Below are 21,971 nucleotides of genomic sequence, written 5' to 3' on the forward strand. Positions count from 1 at the left end.
GCTCGAACAACCCAAGTTGTTTTTTCGGGAGGTACTTATGCTAAATAAAGAACTAGAGTCAAGCCTTAACGGTGCATTTGCTCGTGCAAGAGACAAACGTCACGAGTTTATGACCGTCGAACACCTCCTACTTGCATTGTTGGAAAACGATGCAGCTAAGGAAGCCCTTTTAGCCTGCAAAGCAGACCTCGATGCTTTGCGCAATGAGCTCGATATATTCATCGATCAAACTACGCCGCTTATCCCTGAAAGTGATGAGACGCGCGAAACCCAGCCGACTTTGAGTTTTCAACGTGTATTGCAACGCGCGGTTTTCCATGTTCAGTCGTCTGGTCGCAACGAAGTAACGGGTGCTAATGTATTGGTCGCAATCTTTAGCGAACAAGAGTCGCACGCCGCTTATTTATTGAAGAAAAACGACATTTCTCGCTTAGATATTGTCAACTTTATCTCCCACGGTATTACGAAAGCTTCTGGCGCCGGAGAAGATCCATCTTCTTCAGATTCGTTTAGCTCGGATAGTGTCGAAGAGACAGGTTCCGATGAGCGTTTAGAAAGCTTTGCAACAAACCTCAACCAAGTGGCGAAGGCCGGTAATATTGATCCATTAATTGGCCGTGACAAAGAGCTAGAACGTACGATCCAAGTCCTATGTCGTCGTCGTAAGAACAATCCATTGCTCGTTGGTGAAGCCGGTGTGGGTAAAACGGCAATTGCAGAAGGCTTAGCTTGGAGAATTGTTGAAGGCCAAGTGCCTGAGGTGATTCAAAATAGCGTTATCTACTCACTTGATATCGGTTCGCTGCTAGCAGGCACTAAGTATCGTGGTGATTTCGAGAAACGTTTCAAATCGATTTTGAAGCAGCTTGAAAAAGAAGAAGATGCCATCCTGTTCATTGATGAGATCCATACTATTATCGGTGCTGGTGCAGCGTCTGGTGGCCAAGTCGATGCGGCAAACTTGATTAAACCTCTACTAAGTAGCGGTAAGTTGCGCTGTATTGGTTCAACTACCTACCAAGAGTACAGCAATATTTTCGAAAAAGAGCGTGCGCTATCTCGTCGCTTCCAAAAAATCGACGTTGTAGAACCATCTCTGGACGATACAACCAAGATCCTGATGGGCTTGAAACCAAAGTACGAAGCTCACCACGAAGTGCGTTACACCAACAAAGCACTGCGTGCAGCCGTAGAGCTGTCTGCGAAGTACATCAACGAACGTCATCTACCTGACAAAGCGATTGACGTTATTGATGAAGCCGGTGCTCGTAGTCGATTAGCTCCAGCAAGTCGTCGTAAGAAGACGGTTGGCGTGGCTGATATTGAAGCCATGGTTGCAAAAATGGCTCGAATTCCAGAGAAGTCGGTGTCTTCATCTGACAAAGACATATTGAAGAATCTTGATGGCAAAATGAAGATGCTAGTCTTTGGTCAAGACAACGCTATTGATGCGCTTTCGGAGGCTATCAAACTGTCTCGTGCTGGTTTGGGCGTAGATAACAAGCCTGTGGGTTCGTTCTTGTTTGCAGGGCCTACTGGTGTGGGCAAAACCGAGGTAACTGTTCAGCTATCGAAACTGCTGGGTATTGAACTGCTTCGTTTTGATATGTCTGAGTATGGTGAGCGTCACTCTGTGAGCCGCTTAATTGGTGCTCCTCCAGGTTATGTTGGTTATGATCAAGGTGGCTTGTTAACCGATGCCGTTATTAAGCATCCTCATTCCGTTGTTTTGTTGGATGAGATTGAGAAAGCGCACCCAGATATCTTTAACTTGTTACTGCAAGTGATGGATAACGGTACGCTGACGGACAACAATGGTCGCAAGGCCGATTTCCGTAACGTGATCCTTGTGATGACCACTAACGCGGGTGTGGCTGAAACTGAGAAGAAATCGATCGGTTTAATCCAACAAGATCATAGTCACGATGCTATGGCAGAAATTAAGAAGGTGTTCACTCCGGAGTTCCGTAACCGTCTTGATAATATCATCTGGTTTAATAGCCTAGATGAAAGTGTTATCCATCAAGTGGTTGATAAGTTTATTGTCGAGCTTCAAGTCCAGTTGGATGCTCGCGGAGTATCCATGGAAGTATCGCAAGATGCTCGCCATTGGTTAGCAAATAAAGGTTATGACAAAGCGATGGGGGCACGTCCAATGGGCCGTGTAATCCAAGAGCAATTGAAGAAGCCATTGGCAAATGAACTGTTGTTCGGATCACTTGTTGATGGTGGTACGGTGAAAGTTTCGTTAGTAAATGATGCTCTTGAATTTGAATATTTGAGCGAGAAAGAAGCAGCAATGCACTAACGTTTGTCGTTAATTTCAAATCAAAAGCGTGCGATTGGTCGCACGCTTTTTTTATATCTGTCTAGCACGAAGACTCATCTCTTTATTTCTGTTTTATTCATAGTTGTGCATATTGAGGAATAAAGAGGAAAGCATGAAAACTTTCATCATAGCGTGGTTTCTTATTCTACTCGTAGGGTGTGATAAACACGCATTAGTTGTTGAGGCGAGTAAGCCAGAGTTTGATCCTATCATTCAGCGAGTAGAACAAGGACAAGCAGCAAACCTGCATAGCTTACTAGTGTGGCAAGATAGCCAGTTGACGTTGGAGCTGTATCGTCAAGGTGGTGGGCTTGATGGTAATCGTCAAACACCAAATGTGCCTGTCGGGCAAGAGGTTGTGCATAACGTGCATTCTGTCACGAAATCTTTTGTCGCTACGCTGATTTTCATCGCTATTGATGAAGGCAAAATCGAAGGGTTAGATACGTCAATATTTGATTTCTTTCCTGAGTATACCGAGCCAGATAGAAAGGCGAAGCTAGCGATAACATTACGAGATGTTCTAAATATGTCCACAGGCTACGCATTGGATGAATTGTCCGTACCATATGGACAAGGCAACATTTTTTCTCGTCATTACAATGCGAAGGACTTAAAACAGCAGTTTCTTTCCACTCAATTAGCTTTTGATCCAGGAACAAAGTTCGCGTACAGCGGTCTTTCTACAGTTGGTCTTTCTAAAGTGATTGAAAAAGTATATGGGCAATCATTTACGAAAGTAATGAAAGAGAAGATTTTTTCCCCTTTAGGTATTGAAGAGTATCAGTGGCTGCCAAACATTGGCAGTGGCGAAGCAGGAGCAGATTGGGGCTTACGTCTAACATCGCGAGATATGGGTAAGTTTGGCTTGATGTGGCTGAACAAAGGACAATACAACGGAACGAAAATTGTTGGTGAAGAATGGTTGAATGAACTCAGAAAGAGTAAGTTCTATTCGTATGAGATGGGGTATGGGTTACATTTTTGGCAGGTTTCTAACGTTGAGAATGGCGTTGCGGCTGTAGGGATAGGAGAGCAGTACATTGTTGCCATTCCGAACAAAAATGCAGTGATTGTCACGACCGCTGGGAACTACGAAACAAGATCTCGACCAGTGTTAACTCTGATCCAGCAATTGTCATCGTTACTTTAATTCAATGTTTACAAATAAAAAACGGAGCAAAAATGCTCCGTTTTTTATTTGCATCCGAAAATCAAAGATTAACGAGCGCGGAAGACGATGCGGCCTTTTGATAGGTCGTATGGAGTCATCTCTACAGTTACTTTGTCACCCGTTAGGATACGGATGTAGTTCTTGCGCATCTTGCCAGAGATGTGAGCAGTCACAACGTGACCGTTTTCAAGTTCAACACGGAACATAGTGTTTGGTAGAGTGTCAAGGACAGTACCTTGCATCTCGATTACGTCTTCTTTAGCCATTTAATCCTCTTTAGAAATTAGGCAATATTAGCGAGCGTTATTGTGCCGCTAAATAGGAATTATGTAAAGTTGGGGCGTATTCTACCCTTGCCAACGCTGATTTACTAGCCTTTGGTGGCGTTGAAAACGCGTTTTGTAGTTCATTGCTGGACATTCATCAATCTGATAACCCAAATATAGCCACTGCTCGTTATTTTGTTGGCAGTAGTTCACTTGGTACAGCACCGCTAGTGTACCGAGTGAAAGTGGGTAGTCTGGATCAAAAAACGTATAAAACGCGCTAGAACATTGTGTCATCACATCAGTCACCGCTACACCAAGTAATTGATTTGATTCATCATAGATGTGCAAGAACAACGTTGTCAGCCAAGTCGTTTGTGTAAAACGTGAGAACTCATCTCGCTTGGGAGGGTACATGGTACCGTTTTTGTGTCGCTTGCAAATGTAACGGCTGTAGAGCTCAAACCACTCGGCGTCCATCTCCGTTTTCATCTCCCAACGCAGATTTTTGGCTTTACTGAGCAGTCGCTTTTGACTTCTAGATAGTACGAAATCAGGTATCGATATGCGAATAGGCTGGCAAGCATGGCAACGCTCGCAATGTGGTTTGTATATTGTATCTCCGCTGCGACGAAAGCCATTAGCCATCAATAGTTGATAGTTTTGTTCAGTATGTAATTCAGCGTCCAATGCCACCGCAACACGCTCTTGTCGCTCCGGTAAATAGCTACAAGGATGGTTGTTGGTTAACCCAATTCGAATGTGTTGTAGATCTGTGCTCATGATTCTGAATCCTGCAAAACTTGGGGCGTAAAGGTGTCAGAAGCCGTTTGCTTTTCTCTTAAAGATAGTAGCTTTTGTATGAACTCGTCTCGGTCAAGCTCAAATGCGCCGAGGGATGCCAAGTGCGGGTTCATCACCTGACAATCTATTAATTGACCATGCTTTGACGCCAAATGCGAACACAAATACCACAATGCGATTTTTGATGCGTTGTCTTTCAAACTGAACATGGACTCACCACAAAAAAGTTGACCCACGCTAATGCCGTATAAACCGCCAACAAGCGTGTTGTCATGCCATACTTCTACTGAGTGGCAATGCCCTAGGTTGGATAGCTGAATATAAGCCGCTTGCATCTCTTCATTCAGCCATGTTTCATCTGCTGGCCGGGTAGACGAGCAAAGTTGAATGACGCGCTCAGTCGCTTGATTTATAGTGACTTTATATTGATGCTTGCGCTGAAACTTTTTAAGACTTTTTGATGGCTTAAACGTTAAAGGATCAAACACCGCACGTGGCGAAGGACTCCACCATAAAATGGGTTCTCCTGGACCATACCAAGGGAAAATACCTTGGTAGTAGCCACTCAAAATTCTATGTGGATCTAAGTCTCCGCCAAAAGCCAACAGACCATTGGGATCTGACAGAGCTTCGTAAGGGGATGGGAAGTTGAACGTTGAATCGAGTTCAGTTAAATAGATTGCCATAGAAAAGTACTGACCAATATCGAACCAAAGGAATTTGTGATGACTCGAGTTAGAAAACTTTTGAAAGTATGTCCTTGGATCATACTGTTTTTACCCCTTTTCGCCAATGCAGCGTACCAAAGGAATGTCGCAAAACCAGTGAATGAAGTGGTGTACGGGAAGATAGATTCAGTGCGTTACATCACTCAACAAGAAGTTGTGCAATCGAAAAGTAACGGTTGGAAAACCCTATTAGGGGCAACCATTGGTGGTTTAGTTGGCAACCAGTTTGGTGGTGGCACGGGTAAAGAGGTAGCCACAGCTGTTGGCGCACTGGCTGGCGCTGCGGTTGCTCAAAACCAAAGTAATTATCAATACACAGTTGAATATAAGTTGGTTGAACTGCTAATTAAAGTTAAAGGCGATAAACTGATCAACGTTATTCAGGATGTTGATAAAAATATGCTGTTTAGCCGAGGGGATGAAGTTCGTATCTTATATTTCGATGATGGAGTGCGCGTAGATTTAGCGTACTGAGTGGGTGTTTTAGCGTCAATTTTATCGTTGACTAATTATTCAGAAATTAGCGCAGATTTGCTCTGGTTTTGTGCTGGTTTTTTCGTTAGTCTGAATCCACGAAGAATTGTTTAGCTCTCACAACAGCGTGAATTGAGAGCACAAAGGATTATCAACTTTTAATGGAAAGCCTAACGTTACAACCGATCAATAAAATTCAAGGGGAAGTGAACCTTCCTGGTTCCAAAAGTGTTTCTAATCGAGCACTTTTACTCGCTGCATTAGCAAAGGGGACGACTCGTCTCACCAACCTTCTCGATAGTGACGACATTCGTCACATGCTAAACGCACTCACTAAACTAGGTGTGAAGTACACATTATCTGCAGATAAAACAGAATGTGTGGTTGAAGGCCTTGGTCGTCCGTTCTCAGTATCAGAACCTGTCGAGCTCTTTTTGGGCAATGCGGGCACAGCCATGCGACCTTTAGCAGCCGCACTTTGTGTTGGCCAAGGTGAATATGTGCTTACTGGCGAGCCTCGTATGAAAGAACGACCAATTGGTCATCTTGTGACTGCATTGCAAGAGGCGGGAGCAGATATTGAATATCTGGAAAACACAAACTACCCACCACTAAAGATTGTCGGTACTGGTCTGAAAGCAGGCACAGTGTCGATTGATGGTTCTATTTCTAGTCAGTTTCTCACGGCTTTTTTGATGTCTGCACCACTTGCCGAAGGCGAAGTGCGTATTAAGATTGAAGGTGATTTGGTATCAAAGCCTTACATTGATATTACGCTGCATATCATGAAGCAGTTCGGTGTTGAAGTGATCAACAATGACTATCAAGAGTTTGTGATTCCAGCGGGTCAACACTATGTTGCGCCTGGTGATTTTCTTGTGGAAGGGGATGCTTCGTCGGCCTCTTACTTTTTAGCGGCGGCTGCAATCAAAGGCGGGGGAGGCAGAAGTCAAAGTAACTGGCATCGGTAAAAATAGCATCCAAGGTGATATTCAATTTGCTGATGCGCTAGAAAAAATGGGCGCAGAGATTGAATGGGGCGATGATTACGTTATTTCCCGCGTCGGGAAGCTTAAGGGCATCGATATGGATTACAACCATATTCCAGATGCAGCAATGACCATCGCGACGACGGCTTTGTTTGCTGAAGGTACCACGGCAATTCGCAATGTTTATAACTGGCGTGTAAAAGAAACCGATCGTTTGTCTGCAATGGCAACAGAGCTTCGTAAAGTTGGTGCGGAAGTGGAAGAAGGTGAGGATTACATCATCGTTAAACCAGTACCTCACCTTAAACATGCGGCGATTGATACCTACGATGATCATCGTATGGCGATGTGCTTTTCTCTGGTGGCGTTAAGCGATACACCAGTGACGATTAATGACCCTAAATGTACGTCCAAAACATTCCCGGATTATTTCGACAAGCTTAAAGCGTTGAGCAGCTAGATCTCTAACTGAAAAGCCAGAGCGATGATGCTCTGGCTTTTTTGTCTTAATTTGCTGTTATTTAATCAGCGTAAATTCTTTAGAAAGGTGATGGGCTAAGTATTTGAACATATTGAATACTGCCGTAGTATTTGCGGTTGGTAAGCCTTTGTCATCAAGGAAGTACTCACCTTTAAATACCAAAACCCCGTCTTTTTCTTCTACGCTTGTCGCTCGCATTCCGTCAATGTAATCATCGTGCTCTTGGATGATTTGGTTTGCGATTAAAAGAAGGTCGAATTCTTCAATAAACTTTCTATCAGACATAACGTTCTCATCATTCATTACAAATTAAAAAGTGTGGCGAAGTATACCCATATTCTTTAAGGGTTTGCATGATTAATTCCATCACCACGTTGGTTGATTTGAGGCGAGGGTTAACTCAGTACTGAGGTTACGTGGATACAAAGTGGCTTTCAGCGCAACAACCTAAGGTTGCGCCATATTGACAGAAAATATTTTGTGATGAGTAACAAAATTTATTGCATTGGATTAGCAGTAGCAAAGTTTGCCTGCTTAGATATGCCGCTCAATACCTTTCAGACCCCTGTCTCTTTGAAGTATAAAGACGATGAATTGTCAACCAATCGGATCTGAATTTCAAAAAAGCAGTTGATCTTCTTTTCATCTCGCACAATAGTAAAAAAAGAAGCAATGAAATAGAACACTATGCGGGTGACCTTAAAACGAGGTTTCTACCCGCATTATTATGAAGGACGTTAGAGTCAGTTATGGGTAAATCACTCGTTATAGTGGAGTCTCCAGCCAAGGCAAAGACGATAAATAAGTACCTTGGTAAGGACTTTATTGTTAAGTCTAGTGTTGGTCATGTGCGTGATCTGCCTACGGCCGGTCAAAGCACTGGTGAGAAGAAAGCTGCAGCTATCTCAACAAAAGGGATGAGCGCAGAAGAGAAAGCGCGCGTTAAAAAAGAAAAAGATCGCAAAGCGCTGATCAAAAAAATGGGGATTAACCCATATCATGACTGGGAAGCGAACTATCAGATTCTTCCGGGTAAAGAAAAAGTCGTAAGCGAACTACAAAAATTAGCCAAAGATGCTGATTGCGTTTATCTCGCAACCGATTTGGACCGCGAGGGGGAAGCAATCGCATGGCACCTTCGTGAGATCATCGGTGGCGATGAAGAGCGATACAAACGAGTAGTCTTTAACGAAATTACTAAAAATGCTATCCAACAAGCTTTCCAGACTCCTGGCGAGTTAAATATGGATGGCGTTAATGCGCAGCAAGCACGTCGATTCATGGACCGCGTTGTAGGTTTCATGGTTTCTCCATTGCTATGGAAGAAAGTGGCACGTGGCCTGTCTGCTGGTCGTGTTCAATCCGTAGCGGTGAAGCTATTGGTAGAACGTGAGCGTGAAATTAACGCATTTGTGCCAGAAGAATTCTGGGATATTCACGCAAATACCAAAACTAAAGATAAGTCAGATTTCAAACTGCTGGTTGCGCAGAAAGATGGCGTTGCGTTTAAGCCTGTTAACGAAACAGAAACTAAGGCAGCCATTTCTGTCCTTGAAAACGCAAGCTACGAAGTGTGTAAGCGCGAAGACCGCCCGACGAAGAGCAAGCCTTCTGCGCCATACATCACATCAACATTGCAGCAAGCGGCAAGTACCCGTCTAGGTTACGGCGTTAAGAAAACCATGATGTTAGCTCAGCGTCTGTATGAAGCGGGTTACATCACATATATGCGTACCGACTCGACTAACTTGAGTGCGGAAGCAGTTGATGCTGTTCGTGACTTCATTGGTTCAGAATTTGGTGACAAGTATCTTCCAGCTAAGCCACTAACGTACGGCAGCAAAGAAGGTGCTCAAGAAGCGCACGAAGCGATTCGTCCATCTGATGTGTCAGTGAAAGCAGAAGACTTGCAAGGTGTAGATGCGGATGCTCACAAGCTTTACTCACTGATCTGGAATCAGTTCGTTGCGTGTCAAATGACACCTGCAGAATATGATTCAACCACAATCAGCGTAAAAGCGGCGGAATACACGCTAAAAGCGAAAGGTCGTATCCTTAAGTTTGATGGTTGGACTCGCGTACAGCGTCCAATGGGCAAAAACGAGGACACAATCCTTCCTGCGGTACAACTTGGCGATAAGCTAAGCCTAGAGTCACTTGACCCTAAACAGCACTTTACAAAGCCACCTGCGCGCTTTACGGAAGCGGCATTGGTTAAAGAGTTAGAAAAACGAGGCATTGGACGTCCTTCGACTTACGCATCGATCATTTCTACTATTCAAGACCGTGGCTACGTAAAAGTAGATCAGCGCCGATTCTACGCTGAAAAAATGGGTGAAATTGTTACTGACCGACTTGATGACAGCTTCAACGATTTAATGAACTACGATTTTACTGCGCGTATGGAACAGAAACTGGACCAAATCGCAGAAGGTGAAGTGAACTGGAAAGCAGTACTAGACAACTTCTTTGCGGATTTCACTGGTGACCTAGAAAAAGCCGAGTTAGACGAATCTGAAGGTGGTATGAAGCTAAACCACATTGTGATGACGGATATCGAGTGTCCGACATGTGGTCGCCCTATGGGTATTCGTACCGCTTCTACAGGCGTATTCTTAGGCTGTTCTGGTTACGCATTGCCACCTAAAGAACGTTGTAAGACAACCATTAACTTGGGTGACGAAGAAGGTATTATCAACGTTTTAGAAGAAGACGTTGAAACGGCTGCTCTTCGTGCGAAAAAGCGTTGTCCGATCTGTGAAACTGCGATGGACGCGTACTTGATTGATGACAAGCGCAAGATGCACGTTTGTGGTAACAACCCGAACTGTGAAGGCTATGTTGTTGAGTACGGCGAATTCAAAGTGAAAGGCTACGATGGCCCTGTTGTTGAGTGTGACAAGTGTGGCTCAGACATGGTGCTTAAGAACGGCCGCTTTGGTAAATACATGGATTGTACGAGTGAAACTTGTAAGAACACCCGTAAAATCCTGAAGAACGGTGAAGTAGCGCCACCTAAAGAAGATCCTGTGCACTTCCCAGAATTGCCATGTGAAAACTCAGATGCGTACTTTGTGCTTCGTGATGGTGCTTCTGGCCTATTTATGGCGGCAAGCAACTTCCCTAAGTCGCGTGAAACAAGAGCACCTCTAGTCTCTGAACTGGCGCGTTTTGAAGAGCGTCTACCAGAGAAGTTTAAGTACCTAACAACGGCTCCTCAAGAGGATCCAGATGGCCGCCCAGCCGTGGTTCGCTTTAGCCGTAAGACGAAAGAGAACTATGTTCGTTCAGAAGACGACGGTAAACCAAGTGGTTGGACTGCACTTTACGTTGATGGTAAGTGGGAAGTCACTGATAAACGTAAAAAAGCGAAAGCTTAAGCTCAACTTGTAAAATAAAGGCAGCAAATACGCTGCCTTTATTTTTATATCTTCCTGTCTAAGCGGGTTTCCATCTGCTCCTTTCTCTACCGTTTTTAAGCTCTGTTTTCCCACTTTTAGCGATTTGTTTTGTCTGAATCTACAAGTGTCTTTTCTGTAAACAACATTCAGTTGAACTATTCATTTTATATTCACACATTTGTTATATCTTGGCATTTCAAATATGAACTGTAGTTAACGCGTTCGTAAATTGTTTTCACAATGTAATCGCTTACTTGGCCTTGTGTGATCTGGATATCGTCTTGAGCAAGTAACCTTTGTATGCAACACAGAACGGCATATTAAAAATTGTAATTTAGATTCTGGTTGGATAATTTATTACAAAATTAGTGCAATTGTATGCATTTATTTAGCGTCAAAAAATAAGAACAATTTGAATATTTGCATACTGGAAAATGCAATAGCTTTTTTATCTACACTGCAAGGGCTCAATAGAGGCTCAGGTGTAGGTGCAACAATGTATTCGCTTGACTCCCCGAGTTTTACTCATTCAAGTGAGTACGAAATCCAAGCTATAACGATATGGAGAACAACGAATGGCTGGTGTTTTGGGAATGATTCTTGCTGGCGGTGAAGGCTCTCGTTTGAGACCTTTAACTGAATCCCGTAGTAAACCTTCGGTACCTTTTGGTGGAAGTTATCGGCTGATTGATTTCGCTCTAAACAACTTTGTAAATGCGGATTTGATGCGCATTTATGTCCTTACTCAATTTAAATCTCAGTCTCTTTTCCATCACTTGAAAAAAGGGTGGAATATTAATGGTATTACTGATCGCTTTATTGACCCAATTCCTGCGCAAATGCGTACGGGTAAGCGTTGGTATGAAGGCACTGCAGATGCTATCTATCAAAACCTACGTTTTATGGAGCTTGAAGAACCGGATCAGGTTTGTATCTTTGGCTCTGACCACATTTACAAGATGGACATCAAGCAGATGCTGAACTTCCATACGGAGAAGAAGGCGTCATTGACGGTGTCTGCACTGCGCATGCCACTAAAAGAAGCTTCTCAATTTGGTGTAATAGAGGTTGATGCTGAAGGCAGAATGATTGGCTTTGAGGAAAAACCCGCTAATCCAAAATCGATTCCTGGAGAACCAGATTTCGCGTTAGTCTCGATGGGGAACTACGTATTCGAAGCACAAGTTCTATTTTCTGAACTCGTGGAAGATGCAGACAATGAAGCTTCTTCTCATGATTTTGGTAAAGATATCATCCCGAAAATGTTCCCTCGTGGTGACGTTTTTGTCTATGACTTCAGCACCAACAGAATCAGTGGTGAGAAAGAAGAGGTTTACTGGCGTGATGTAGGTACGATTGATGCTTATTGGCAAGCGCACATGGATCTATTAGAAAAAGACGCGCCATTCTCTTTGTACAACCGTAAGTGGCCTCTTCATACCTATTACCCACCATTGCCACCTGCAACGTTTACTGATTCAGACAATGGTCGAGTGCAGATCATCGATAGCTTGGTATGTAATGGCAGTTATGTTCGTGGTTCTCGTATCGAGAAGTCAGTACTTGGATTTCGCAGCAATATTGCATCCGCGTGTGATATTAGCGAATGTATCCTATTAGGTGACGTAAAAATTGGCGAAGGCTGTGTGTTACGTCGTGTTATTGTCGACAAGGATGCCGATATTGCACCTGGCACTCAAATTGGTGTGAATCTTCAAGAAGATAAAAAGCATTTCCATGTGTCGGAAGAGGGCATTGTTGTTATTCCGAAAGGAGCTCGAGTTGGCTACTAACAACTTATCCATTCTGTTTGTAGCTTCTGAGGTTGAAGGTCTTATTAAAAGTGGTGGCTTGGCAGATGTTGCCAAGGCACTGCCGGAAGCCCTTCAAAACCTACAGCAAGATGTAAGAATTACGATTCCTGCGTACACCAGTATCGGAAGATTAGCGGACGCAGAAGTTGTGCTAGAAACAAATCTAACGTCATGGCCGCATACAGAATATCGAGTTCTATTGCTTACGTTAGGAAACAATCCTGTCTATCTGATTGATTGTGAGCCGTACTTCAATCGACCATCAATGTATGCAGAGAACAACCAAGCGTATACCGATAATGGTGAACGTTTTGCGTTTTTCAGCGCTGCGTGTCTCGACATGTTGCCGAAGCTGGCGTTTCAACCTGATATCATCCATGCAAATGATTGGCACACGGGGCTGGTTCCGTTTTTGCTTAAGCACAGGTATGGCAATGATCCCTTTTTTGCTCATACAAAAAGCGTCATTTCAATTCATAATGCGGTCTTTAAAGGCGTATTTAGTTACGACGACGTACAGTGTTTGCCTGAGTTTCACTGCCGAAACGTTCCCGATGCGGCGGTGAGTGCCACGCATATTACTATGCTCAAAGCTGGCGTAATGAATGCCGATAAGATAAATGCAGTCAGCCCAACGTACGCTGAAGAGCTAAAGACAGAACTTGGCAGTCATGGAATGGCATGGGAGTTTCAGCAACGAGCAGGGGATCTAGTCGGAATTTTAAATGGTTGCGATTACAGTGCTTGGAATCCTGAAACTGATGCTTATTTACCAATGAACTATAGTGCCGACAAACAAAGTATGGTTCTAGGTAAAAACACTTGTAAGCGCGCATTACAGCAGAGGCTAAACCTTGCTGAAAAAGACGTAGCCATGTTTGGTATGGTTTGTCGTTTGACTCAGCAAAAAGGCGTGCATTACTTGCTGCCGGCTTTGGTGGATTTTTTGAAGCATGATGTTCAAGTTGTTGTTGTTGGGACGGGTGATCCCGTTTTGGCTGCACAATTGGAAGAGGTTGCGGCGCAATTCTCCGACAAGTTTGTGTTTGTTGAGGCGTATGACAATGAACTCGCGCATTTAGTTGAAGCTGGTTCGGATTTCTTCTTAATGCCTTCTGAATTCGAACCATGTGGCTTAAATCAGATCTACAGCATGGCTTATGGCACCTTGCCTATCGTGAGAGGGGTAGGTGGCTTAAAAGACAGTGTGAATGATTACGACGTAGACCCTTGCGACGCTACTGGATTTGTATTTTATGAACCGACGTCTCAAGCGCTGCTACTTACTATGCTGCGAGCGTTGCTGTTGTATGCGCAAAACCTGACGGAAGTGCAAAGAGTACAACTGCATGCAATGCAAAAAGATTTCTGCTGGCGGAAGGCCGCAGAATCGTATTTGCAACTCTATCGTTCAGCGTTAAATTGACGCAAGTTTGATAAAAAGTGTAACCAAAGGCACCTATTGAGGTGCCTTTATTACCTCGGCTTTACGGAGTGTGATAGGATTCTGTCACTCTCTATCACAAAGAATCTTACTTATACTGACTCATGACTCAGCCACTGCTTTTTCACAAAACCTATCTGCATCCTACTAGTAATGAGTGGGTTGTTTTCGTGCATGGTGCTGGTGGCAGTTCTTCGATATGGTTTAAACAAATTAAAGCATATAAGCAGCACTTTAATTTGTTGCTGATCGACTTACGAGGACATGGAAAATCCAATCAGCTTTTGAAAGAGTTGATAACTAGTCGTTACACCTTCACGGAAGTGACGCAAGATATATTAAAAGTGCTGGATCACCTAAAAATCCAGTCGGCGCACTTTGTTGGCATGTCGTTGGGTACGATCATTGTTCGAAATTTAGCGGAGTTGTCTTCTGAAAGAGTTCGTTCGATGGTTTTAGGCGGTGCGGTGACACGCTTGAATACGCGTTCGCAGATTTTGGTTAAGTTGGGTAACTTCTGTAAACATATCTTGCCTTATATGTGGTTGTATAAACTGTTTGCCTACATTGTGATGCCGCAACGAAGTCAGCGTGAATCAAGGCATTTGTTTATTCGAGAAGCAAAGAAGCTGTGCCAAAAAGAGTTTAAACGCTGGTTTATTCTTGCCGCGGATGTAAACCCATTGATGAAGTACTTCAAAGACAGAGAGTTACCCATACCGACATTGTATTTGATGGGTGATAGAGACTATATGTTCATCCAACCGGTGAAAGAGATGGTTGCAGCGCATAAGCTCAGTATCTTGCGTGAAATTCCAAACTGCGGTCATGTTTGCAATGTAGAGCGTCCTGAAGATTTTAACCAACACTCTATCGAATTTATAAAGCAACAAAGTATCGTCGCCTAGCCATCAAGATAGACACCTAAAATGCGAGAATAGAGGAGTGATTATGGCTCCCCAATTTGATATCCACATTGCCAACACGCACCAAACTGTCCTTCGTTGTGTTCAAGACAATGAGGACATTGCCAGTCTTCATATATGTTGCTTTGTGACTGCTGCCTAAATGCTTCAATAATTGCGTGAGCTTTCAATTGTTGTTCTGGATCTAATAGCCAAACATAAGGATCAGTATCATCGCCAAAAGGAAGCTCACCTTTCAGACCAAAAAGTCCTTCTCCACGCACCTCACAGCATATATCTTCAGTTTTTAATAGTTCACATACGATGTGCGCTTCTGCTGGATTTTTCGCGATAAAGATTTTCATCAAATACTGCCATTTGGTTGAGTAGGGGTTGGCCTGACCTTATTCATAACCCATTTTACGAGTATTGGAAACAGCCCCAGCAAAGCAAAAGATGCTAATACCGTCGGGGATACGATACCAGAAAGGCTATCAATGGTTGCTAACTGAGTACCAGCGTTAAGGTAAACGGCAGTACCAGGGAGCATGCCTATTTGACTGGTTAAATAAAAGCGCGCAATGCTCATAGGTGTTAATCCCATCAGTAGGTTGATGAGGAAAAATGGGAACACTGGAATCAAGCGCAAAGAAAACAGATAAAACGCGCCATCCTTTTTTACTCCTTGGTTAATCGCAACAAGCTTTTCCCCAAATCTCGATTGAACCCAATCCCTAAGCAAATATCGGCTACTCAAAAAAGCTAAGGTCGCACCGATCGTACTGGCAAAAGAAACTAAAAGTAAGCTAAACCAAAACCCAAACAAAGCTGCGCCTAGCAAAGTAACCACTGCTGCTCCGGGAATAGAAAATGCGGTAATCGCAACATACGCTAAAAAATACACCGTGGCGGCATAGACGATGTTGGCTTCGATGAATGAATTGAGCGCTTCTTGCTGCGCTTTTGCGTTTTCAAGCGTTAGATATTGACCAAAATTAGCGCCTAACAAAAGAATGGTGGCAACAAGTATCAGTCCAAAGATAAGTTTTTTATTCATGTGTGCTCCGTTTCTATATCTAGGCTACCGCTTAAAGTATTCATACTGAATATTGTTTTAACAATCTCGTTATCGAAACTAAGTCGTGGCGCTGAAAATACGGGTGTTTTGGGATTTACAAAGGAGTAGACACGAGGGGAGCTAAAAAAATTTCATAAAAAACCGCAGTTCGCACTGCGGTTTTAGTCGATAGATTAGAGAAGACTTCTGTTACGAAAGGCCATTCATTAATTCTTCACGACGAGACTGGGGGACTACACTCCAGTGTGTGCCGTTAATAGCACCTTCTAAGGCCCAAAGTAGCTCAAGGCTAACTGTGGTGGAGTGCGTGTCTCTGATCGCTTTATAAGCACTTAGTGCGCCTTCTTCTTCAAGTTGAGCAACAGAATCAATACCCGCTTTCTTAAGCATTCTTTCTGTAGCCAATCTCAGGTTCGGCAGATCTTTCAAGCGATTAGGCTTAGTGCTCGCTTGTTGTTCTTTCTCAAGTTTGGCGTTTTCTAAGGATTTTTTCGCTACTTCAATTAAGCGATCGCTAGATTCCCATAGTTCGCTGGAAATAGCGTAGTACTTAGTAACGACTGGGAAGCCACGTTTTTTATAAACGTAAGGCTTTAGACCCTGTGTCTCGAAGTCAGATGAAGTTTGTTGGTCTGCTCGTATATGAAGCTGGTTGTTTACCACTAGTGCAAACATCGTTTCATCAGCGAAAAGTCCGAAGCCACCAAACATTGAGCGCGACTTGATAGTACCAAGTGCCTCAAATAGCTTCATAGAGTCTTTGAGTATCGGTTTATCCATGTTTTGTTATCTCGGTGTAATTAATATTACGCCACCAAAAGTCAGGTCCGAGAGAGTAGCAAACGTGCGCAAAGGCAATGTCATTAAAGGGTAAAGACATTGGTTGCACACTTGCCATCGGTAACCCCGCTACCTTCCATATACTACTATGGTTCAGGCCGGAGGCTTTGCGTCCCACCCTTTCGGATGGTTTGCCCTGTGCGTGACCAGATGAGGATACTTCGTATATTGAATTAACATCACACTTTAGATTTTAAAACGTGATCTTGATTCAATAAATAATGCCATTTTGTGCATGGGTACTCATAATTGAGAATTGTATTTAATGTTTGAAAAGAAGCGGGAATTAATAATTCACATGTAAAGAAAACAGTAACTTATGGAAGTTATTGTTTTTAAGAATGAGGCAAAGTGTGCGGGAAGTGTTATTTTTTTAATAAAAAAAAGCGCCCCTAAGGGCGCTTGTGTTCATTTAATTAAGTTTCTTAACGGTGTTGCGGATAACAATCTCTGGTTGCATCTCGAACACACGCTTTTCGTGTTCTTTATCTTTAATGCGTTCAAGTAGGATCTCAAACGCATTTTTACCCACACGACGTTTAGGTTGGTGAATCGTTGTTAGCGGTGGTGAGAAGTACTCTGCAAGTTCAATGTTGTCGTAACCGATAACAGAAACGTCATCTGGAACCTTGATGCCGTTTTGTTGCAGACGGCTCATTAAGCCAAGTGCCATGGTATCGTTAAAACAGAATACTGCAGTAGGGCGTTTTTCCATCGCGGTGATCTTGTCTGCAACCAGTACCGCAGTATCGCATTCAAAGTTACCTTCAAGAATCCAATCTTCATTGATTGGCAGTTTTGCTTCAGCCATGGCACGACGGAAACCAGCGATACGCTCTTGGCAAGCAAGTTTCTCAAAGTGACCACTCAGGCAGGCGATGTCAGTGTGGCCGTTATCGATAAGATATTTAGTTGCTAGGTAGCCACCTTCTTCAGAGTTATCGATGATCTTGTCCGCACGAGAACTCTCTGGGCCCCAATCCATCACAACTTTGGGGATGTCTGAATGACGATCTAACATCTCTTTTAGTTCTTCGGTTAGATCTGAACACATCACCAAAATGCCATCTACACGTTTCTCAGCAAGCATGCGGATGTAGTCGCGCTGTTTCTCGTAGATGCCGCCAGTATTACACAAGATCAATGTGTAACCTTGACGGTAGCAGTAACTTTCTACACCGTCGATCACTTCAGAGAAGAATAGGTTAGTTGACTGTGTTACCAACATACCAATAGTACGAGTTGAGTTGCATTTTAAACTACGAGCAACTGCGCTTGGTGCGTAGTTAAGCTCATCAACCGCTTTCATTACTTTTTCTTGGGTTGCTTCTGCAACAAAACGTGTCTTATTAATAACGTGCGAAACTGTGGTAGTAGAAACGCCGGCTAAGCGAGCAACGTCTTTTATAGTGGCCATAAATGATGTCCTGTATCGAGCTACTTAATACCGTAGTGAATACAACCATACGCTTAGTTTTTTGCGCAAACTAAACACCACAACAACAGTAGTGTCTATTCTAGTAGGCAGCGGTTGTACCGAAATCGGTATAAAAAGATTTGTAGCAACTTGGTTGAAGGTACTCGGCTTCCTACTAAATATGAGGAAGTGGTCATCAACCTATTAATAAAAAACAAAAACCGCTATATTTCAGCGGTTTACATATAAATCATATTTAATCGTTTGCGTTCACATTTTAGCCCTATGTGGGCTGACTGGCAATATTTTCAGCAAGAGTTTTGTGTATTTGAAGTCACATTTTGACTGCTAAATGAACGAACGTCTTTGAGCCAGATTAAAAGCAAGCGAATAAAATAGGGAGCCCGACAGGCAGGCTCCCTAAAAATAGGCGGTGATTATTCACCAAGAAGGTAAGCGCTGTCCAGTTTACAAAATGCAATTAATAGTTGCGCAACGCTTAAGTAGAAGCCAAATTCATCAAATTGCTTACATTTTTCAGCAAATTTTGGCAACCAAGACATGAGTTGATTTTGGATGAAGTCATTTTGTTTAACGAAAGCCTCTTCCATATGTTTTTCTTGCTCTAACTCATTTGAGCGAATGATCATGTTGCCCAAAAAGTCCAATTCGACAGCAAGATGGTCTGCTGGTTCTTTGAGGTTTTCGTCTACCTGAACCCCAAAATCTGCCATCAGTTTTTCCATTTCTTCTGCAGGTTTGTCATTAAGCAAGCCTGATTCACCAATGTACATAGACGCGTACGGCAGTGCCCCATACTTATCTGTTTTTAAGAACAGCTCGCAAAAATCTGCTGCAAGTTCTAGTTGAGCATCATTGCGGTCTTGGAGTCGGTTTAGGGCATCAACTAGGCGATCAACGGCTGGCTTGAGTGATTCGTTCTCACCTAAGCCCGCTAAAAAACTGCGAATTTCAACACTGTGGTAGGTTTCTAGTTCTTTTTCGCTGAGTTCTTTAGCGAATAAGCTCGAAAACCACCAGTAAATTTCAGCACGCTTTTCATTAAACGCTTTCACTTCTTGCATTTTTGGCTCCTGAAGGATGCTTCGAGTATTGCATCATAAAGTCAATTAGGGATATCCCCTAAGTGTAATCAAATAAGATGAATAGCAGTAACTATAATTATTGTTGATTATGTTGAATTGTGTGCACTTATTAACGGTGATGGGCAAGCTTGTTTTGAATCAATAAAAACGCTAAATCTTGCTTTTTAATGTATCTATGACTAGAAATGTTACTAGTTATGAATAGAATACGTCTTGGATAATAAGAAGACAGAAAGTGGTGTAAATGAGCTATCACGTATTAGTCGTAGAAGATGATGTTGTAACTCGTAGTAAGCTTGCGGGATATTTCCAAAATGAAGGTTACAAAGTTAGCGAAGCAGAAAGTGGCGCTGAGATGCGCGAAGTTCTGCAAGGCGGTGATGTAGACCTAATTATGTTGGATATTAACTTGCCGGGCGAAGACGGCCTAATGCTTACGCGTGAGCTACGCAGTCAATCAGACATCGGCATCATATTGGTAACAGGACGCACGGATAGCATCGACAAAATCGTAGGCCTAGAGATGGGCGCAGACGATTATGTGACAAAGCCTTTTGAACTAAGGGAATTACTAGTTCGAGTTAAAAATCTACTGTGGCGCATTTCTGCGGCGCGAAGTGGAGCAAGTAAAGCGGCAAGCGAAACAAACGATGAACACATTGTTCGCTTTGGTGAGTGGACATTCGATATTCAGCGTCGAGCGCTTAGCCGTAATGGTGAGCCGGTAAAACTAACCAAAGCAGAATATGAGCTTTTGGTGGCGTTATCGTCTTATCCGAATCAAGTGCTGAGTCGTGAACGTATTTTGAATATGATCAGTCATCGAGTTGATGCTCCAAATGATCGTACGATTGATGTTCTTATCCGACGCATGCGCGCTAAGATGGAGTTTGACCCTAAGAACCCACAAATTTTTGTGACCGTTCACGGTGAAGGCTACATGTTCGCAGGTGATTAATCACCATCAGACAAGCAGCAAAGAAAAAGGAGAGCCAATGCTCTCCTTTTTTGTGTTTATAAATCGGGTTTATTCCGCTTCCACCATCGGCGTTTGCCCTACGGTGTCACGCAGTCTTTGCCAAACGCTACCAAGGTATTCATGCCAAAACAGTTCAGTTTGCTCAAGGTAGCGAGCTTTAGGTGAATACTTGTCCCACGGTTGGCTAACTTCGTCTATCGCTAAGAAATTCGTTGGAGCAGGGATGGGTTTAATTCCAGCTGCGTTAAACTCGTACAGCGCACGGCTCATGTGGCTCGCTGACGTGACTAGCACAATCTCTTTTTGTTGAACAAAAGCGGCGGCTTGTCTTGCTTCTTCCCACGTGTCTTTTGCGTCTTCCAACAAAATAATGTCGGATTTTGCAACACCTAATGCCAAAGCAACGTTTGCCATCATACGAGCATGGCTGATCTCAGAGCCACCATCATAACCTGATAAAATTAGCTTTGCGCCTGGGTACATACGCAAAATACGAATGCCTTCCGTTAATCGCATCAACGCCGCGCGGCTTAATTGCGATGTTGGTGGAATTTCGTCATCGACCACGTGGCCATTACCCAGCACCATAACGTAGTCAATGGTACCTGACACAGGTAAAAAGGCCTTATGCTCGCGCTCAAGTGGCATGAGAAGCTTGGTTGAAACAGGTTGGAAGGCAACTAGAAAAAGGCCAACAAAAGAGAACAGAACAACGAAGCAGCCAGTTTTACGTTTTGTGGTAAAACTAATGAGAGCAAGACCTAACAAGCCTATCAGTAGCAATGCCGGAAGCGGCATAAGCAAGGCTGACATTACTTTTTTCAGCTCAAACATACATAAATAGTCCGAAAAAACATCAATTGATAATAAAAATGAGGGTGACCCTCTTTATTCCTGCTTTCCTTGTGCCAGAATAGCGGCACAATCCGATATGATAACTCAGCAGAAGTGACAGAAGACCGCAATTTCGACGATATCGCCCACAAATTTGCAAAAAATATTTACGGCTCCGATAAAGGGGAGATCCGCCAAATCATTGTGTGGGAAGATTTTCTACAGATTCTAAGTGAATTGGATGCGAGCCAGCAACCCCTAGAAGTACTTGATGCAGGTGGTGGTTTAGCACAAATGTCGCAAAAGCTTGCTAAGCTCGGACATCGTGTTTCGTTATGTGATCTATCTTCGGAAATGCTGCAACTAGCCAAACAGGATATTGAAAAAAACGGTTTGCTTGAGCAGTATCGCCTGATTCATTCGCCTGTTCAGTCCATTGCGGAGCACATGGAAGAACAGGTGGATCTCGTTATGTTCCACGCTGTCATGGAGTGGCTTGTTGATCCTAAAACGGCGCTAGAGACAGTATTGGAACAAGTAAAGCCGGGGGGCATCGCATCAGTGATGTTCTATAACCACCATGGTTTAGTCTACAAAAACGTGGTTTGTGGCAACATTCCTCATATTTTAGACGGCATGCCCCACCGAAAAAGATTTAAACTACAGCCGCAAAAAGGCTTGAAACCGGAAGATGTCTATCAATGGATAGAAGAGGCTGGTTTTAGCATTTGTGGCAAATCTGGTATTCGTTCCTTTAGTGATTACATAGGTAATATGCAATACATGGGCGATTACGAGTTTGAAGATGTGTTGGCGCTAGAAAAACAACTATGTCGACAAGAGCCATACCTCTCATTAGGCCGCTATATTCACGTGTGGGCCAAAAAGAACGATAAACAGGAATAACA

At 43.3% G+C, this 21,971-nt stretch carries 19 protein-coding genes, 1 pseudogene and 1 riboswitch; of the genes and pseudogenes, 10 read left to right on the forward strand and 10 right to left on the reverse strand.

Features of this window, described 5'->3' with window-relative positions:
* Positions 1–37 precede the first annotated feature (37 nt).
* Entirely contained in the window at positions 38–2,308 is a 2,271-nt protein-coding gene (clpA, locus tag OU793_RS08940) for an ATP-dependent Clp protease ATP-binding subunit ClpA (protein ID WP_023585399.1), read from the forward strand.
* 133 nt (positions 2,309–2,441) lie between these two features.
* Positions 2,442–3,482 carry a serine hydrolase gene (locus OU793_RS08945; RefSeq protein WP_140103983.1) on the forward strand — a complete coding sequence of 347 codons (1,041 nt, stop codon included), beginning with the start codon at positions 2,442–2,444 and terminating at the stop codon, positions 3,480–3,482.
* 68 nt (positions 3,483–3,550) lie between these two features.
* Here OU793_RS08945 and infA read toward each other — a convergent pair whose 3' ends face one another.
* The 3 genes from infA to aat form a co-directional block, all read right to left on the reverse strand.
* Positions 3,551–3,769 carry a translation initiation factor IF-1 gene (gene infA, locus OU793_RS08950; protein WP_001040192.1) on the reverse strand — a complete coding sequence of 73 codons (219 nt, stop codon included), beginning with the start codon at positions 3,767–3,769 and terminating at the stop codon, positions 3,551–3,553.
* A gap of 81 nt (positions 3,770–3,850) precedes the next feature.
* Positions 3,851–4,552: an arginyltransferase gene (locus OU793_RS08955; protein ID WP_159404156.1), complete on the reverse strand. Its 702-nt coding sequence runs from the start codon at positions 4,550–4,552 to the stop codon at positions 3,851–3,853.
* Complete coding sequence (gene aat / locus OU793_RS08960; RefSeq protein ID WP_023585402.1) at positions 4,549–5,259, reverse strand: leucyl/phenylalanyl-tRNA--protein transferase; 711 nt, start codon at positions 5,257–5,259, stop codon at positions 4,549–4,551. The genes OU793_RS08955 and aat overlap by 4 nt, the downstream gene beginning before the upstream one ends.
* A 39-nt stretch (positions 5,260–5,298) precedes the next feature.
* On the opposite strand from aat, the gene OU793_RS08965 reads away from it, so the two are divergent.
* A complete protein-coding gene (locus tag OU793_RS08965; protein ID WP_042780995.1) occupies positions 5,299–5,775 on the forward strand; it encodes a glycine zipper 2TM domain-containing protein in 477 nt (158 codons plus the stop codon).
* Between the two features lie 161 nt (positions 5,776–5,936).
* Positions 5,937–7,224, forward strand: a pseudogene (aroA, locus tag OU793_RS08970) (3-phosphoshikimate 1-carboxyvinyltransferase).
* 57 nt (positions 7,225–7,281) lie between these two features.
* Here the strand turns inward: aroA and OU793_RS08975 are convergent.
* Positions 7,282–7,530, reverse strand: coding sequence for a YciN family protein (locus tag OU793_RS08975; RefSeq protein WP_005495879.1), 249 nt, complete (start codon positions 7,528–7,530; stop codon positions 7,282–7,284).
* 464 nt (positions 7,531–7,994) lie between these two features.
* Here OU793_RS08975 and topA point away from each other — a divergent pair, with 464 nt between their 5' ends.
* The 4 genes from topA (at position 7,995) to OU793_RS08995 (ending at position 14,812) form a co-directional block, all read left to right on the forward strand.
* Positions 7,995–10,625 (forward strand): type I DNA topoisomerase, encoded by a 2,631-nt coding sequence (topA, locus tag OU793_RS08980; RefSeq protein ID WP_017448270.1) that lies wholly within the window; start codon positions 7,995–7,997, stop codon positions 10,623–10,625.
* 596 nt (positions 10,626–11,221) lie between these two features.
* Positions 11,222–12,439 carry a glucose-1-phosphate adenylyltransferase gene (gene glgC / locus OU793_RS08985; protein ID WP_005457246.1) on the forward strand — a complete coding sequence of 406 codons (1,218 nt, stop codon included), beginning with the start codon at positions 11,222–11,224 and terminating at the stop codon, positions 12,437–12,439.
* Positions 12,429–13,886: a glycogen synthase GlgA gene (gene glgA / locus OU793_RS08990; protein ID WP_140104038.1), complete on the forward strand. Its 1,458-nt coding sequence runs from the start codon at positions 12,429–12,431 to the stop codon at positions 13,884–13,886. Before glgC ends, glgA begins: the two co-directional genes overlap by 11 nt.
* A 122-nt stretch (positions 13,887–14,008) precedes the next feature.
* The gene (locus OU793_RS08995) at positions 14,009–14,812 is read left to right on the forward strand and encodes an alpha/beta fold hydrolase (protein ID WP_005495870.1); all 804 of its coding nucleotides are present in this window, start codon (positions 14,009–14,011) and stop codon (positions 14,810–14,812) included.
* Between the two features lie 41 nt (positions 14,813–14,853).
* Here OU793_RS08995 and OU793_RS09000 read toward each other — a convergent pair whose 3' ends face one another.
* The 5 genes from OU793_RS09000 to torD form a co-directional block, all read right to left on the reverse strand.
* Positions 14,854–15,174, reverse strand: coding sequence for a DUF2007 domain-containing protein (locus OU793_RS09000; RefSeq protein WP_021485379.1), 321 nt, complete (start codon positions 15,172–15,174; stop codon positions 14,854–14,856).
* Entirely contained in the window at positions 15,174–15,866 is a 693-nt protein-coding gene (locus OU793_RS09005; protein ID WP_017448272.1) for a TVP38/TMEM64 family protein, read from the reverse strand. The genes OU793_RS09000 and OU793_RS09005 overlap by 1 nt, the downstream gene beginning before the upstream one ends.
* Positions 15,867–16,076: 210 nt before the next feature.
* The gene (locus tag OU793_RS09010) at positions 16,077–16,667 is read right to left on the reverse strand and encodes a TfoX/Sxy family DNA transformation protein (RefSeq protein WP_005457243.1); all 591 of its coding nucleotides are present in this window, start codon (positions 16,665–16,667) and stop codon (positions 16,077–16,079) included.
* A 116-nt stretch (positions 16,668–16,783) separates the two neighbouring features.
* A riboswitch (cyclic di-GMP riboswitch) is annotated at positions 16,784–16,873 on the reverse strand.
* 266 nt (positions 16,874–17,139) lie between these two features.
* The gene (purR, locus tag OU793_RS09015) at positions 17,140–18,144 is read right to left on the reverse strand and encodes an HTH-type transcriptional repressor PurR (RefSeq protein ID WP_005457245.1); all 1,005 of its coding nucleotides are present in this window, start codon (positions 18,142–18,144) and stop codon (positions 17,140–17,142) included.
* A gap of 437 nt (positions 18,145–18,581) precedes the next feature.
* Positions 18,582–19,229: a molecular chaperone TorD gene (gene torD / locus OU793_RS09020; RefSeq protein WP_020904011.1), complete on the reverse strand. Its 648-nt coding sequence runs from the start codon at positions 19,227–19,229 to the stop codon at positions 18,582–18,584.
* Positions 19,230–19,494: 265 nt separating this feature from the next.
* On the opposite strand from torD, the gene torR reads away from it, so the two are divergent.
* Positions 19,495–20,208 (forward strand): two-component system response regulator TorR, encoded by a 714-nt coding sequence (gene torR / locus OU793_RS09025; protein WP_005457237.1) that lies wholly within the window; start codon positions 19,495–19,497, stop codon positions 20,206–20,208.
* Positions 20,209–20,277: 69 nt separating this feature from the next.
* On the opposite strand, the gene elyC is transcribed toward torR, so the two are convergent.
* Positions 20,278–21,063 (reverse strand): envelope biogenesis factor ElyC, encoded by a 786-nt coding sequence (gene elyC, locus OU793_RS09030; protein ID WP_005457224.1) that lies wholly within the window; start codon positions 21,061–21,063, stop codon positions 20,278–20,280.
* A 114-nt stretch (positions 21,064–21,177) separates the two neighbouring features.
* On the opposite strand from elyC, the gene cmoM reads away from it, so the two are divergent.
* Positions 21,178–21,969, forward strand: a complete 792-nt coding sequence (gene cmoM, locus OU793_RS09035; RefSeq protein ID WP_021485426.1) for a tRNA uridine 5-oxyacetic acid(34) methyltransferase CmoM — start codon at positions 21,178–21,180, stop codon at positions 21,967–21,969.
* The last annotated feature ends 2 nt before the right edge of the window (positions 21,970–21,971 follow it).

It is taken from the genome of Vibrio sp. VP6, assembly GCF_028823755.1.
GTDB classification, from domain to species: Bacteria; Pseudomonadota; Gammaproteobacteria; order Enterobacterales; family Vibrionaceae; genus Vibrio; species Vibrio parahaemolyticus.

What these genes read in the sequence shown, in the direction of transcription:
- torD (WP_020904011.1), bottom strand. Translation starts at nt 19,229, where the DNA reads ATGCAAGAAGTGAAAGCGTTTAATGAAAAGCGTGCTGAAATTTACTGG.
- purR (WP_005457245.1), bottom strand. Translation starts at nt 18,144, where the DNA reads ATGGCCACTATAAAAGACGTTGCTCGCTTAGCCGGCGTTTCTACTACC.
- glgC (WP_005457246.1), top strand. Translation starts at nt 11,222, where the DNA reads ATGGCTGGTGTTTTGGGAATGATTCTTGCTGGCGGTGAAGGCTCTCGT.
- OU793_RS09005 (WP_017448272.1), bottom strand. Translation starts at nt 15,866, where the DNA reads ATGAATAAAAAACTTATCTTTGGACTGATACTTGTTGCCACCATTCTT.
- OU793_RS08955 (WP_159404156.1), bottom strand. Translation starts at nt 4,552, where the DNA reads ATGAGCACAGATCTACAACACATTCGAATTGGGTTAACCAACAACCAT.
- infA (WP_001040192.1), bottom strand. Translation starts at nt 3,769, where the DNA reads ATGGCTAAAGAAGACGTAATCGAGATGCAAGGTACTGTCCTTGACACT.
- topA (WP_017448270.1), top strand. Translation starts at nt 7,995, where the DNA reads ATGGGTAAATCACTCGTTATAGTGGAGTCTCCAGCCAAGGCAAAGACG.
- OU793_RS09010 (WP_005457243.1), bottom strand. Translation starts at nt 16,667, where the DNA reads ATGGATAAACCGATACTCAAAGACTCTATGAAGCTATTTGAGGCACTT.
- clpA (WP_023585399.1), top strand. Translation starts at nt 38, where the DNA reads ATGCTAAATAAAGAACTAGAGTCAAGCCTTAACGGTGCATTTGCTCGT.
- torR (WP_005457237.1), top strand. Translation starts at nt 19,495, where the DNA reads ATGAGCTATCACGTATTAGTCGTAGAAGATGATGTTGTAACTCGTAGT.
- OU793_RS09000 (WP_021485379.1), bottom strand. Translation starts at nt 15,174, where the DNA reads ATGAAAATCTTTATCGCGAAAAATCCAGCAGAAGCGCACATCGTATGT.
- aat (WP_023585402.1), bottom strand. Translation starts at nt 5,259, where the DNA reads ATGGCAATCTATTTAACTGAACTCGATTCAACGTTCAACTTCCCATCC.
- OU793_RS08965 (WP_042780995.1), top strand. Translation starts at nt 5,299, where the DNA reads ATGACTCGAGTTAGAAAACTTTTGAAAGTATGTCCTTGGATCATACTG.
- elyC (WP_005457224.1), bottom strand. Translation starts at nt 21,063, where the DNA reads ATGTTTGAGCTGAAAAAAGTAATGTCAGCCTTGCTTATGCCGCTTCCG.
- OU793_RS08995 (WP_005495870.1), top strand. Translation starts at nt 14,009, where the DNA reads ATGACTCAGCCACTGCTTTTTCACAAAACCTATCTGCATCCTACTAGT.
- OU793_RS08945 (WP_140103983.1), top strand. Translation starts at nt 2,442, where the DNA reads ATGAAAACTTTCATCATAGCGTGGTTTCTTATTCTACTCGTAGGGTGT.
- OU793_RS08975 (WP_005495879.1), bottom strand. Translation starts at nt 7,530, where the DNA reads ATGTCTGATAGAAAGTTTATTGAAGAATTCGACCTTCTTTTAATCGCA.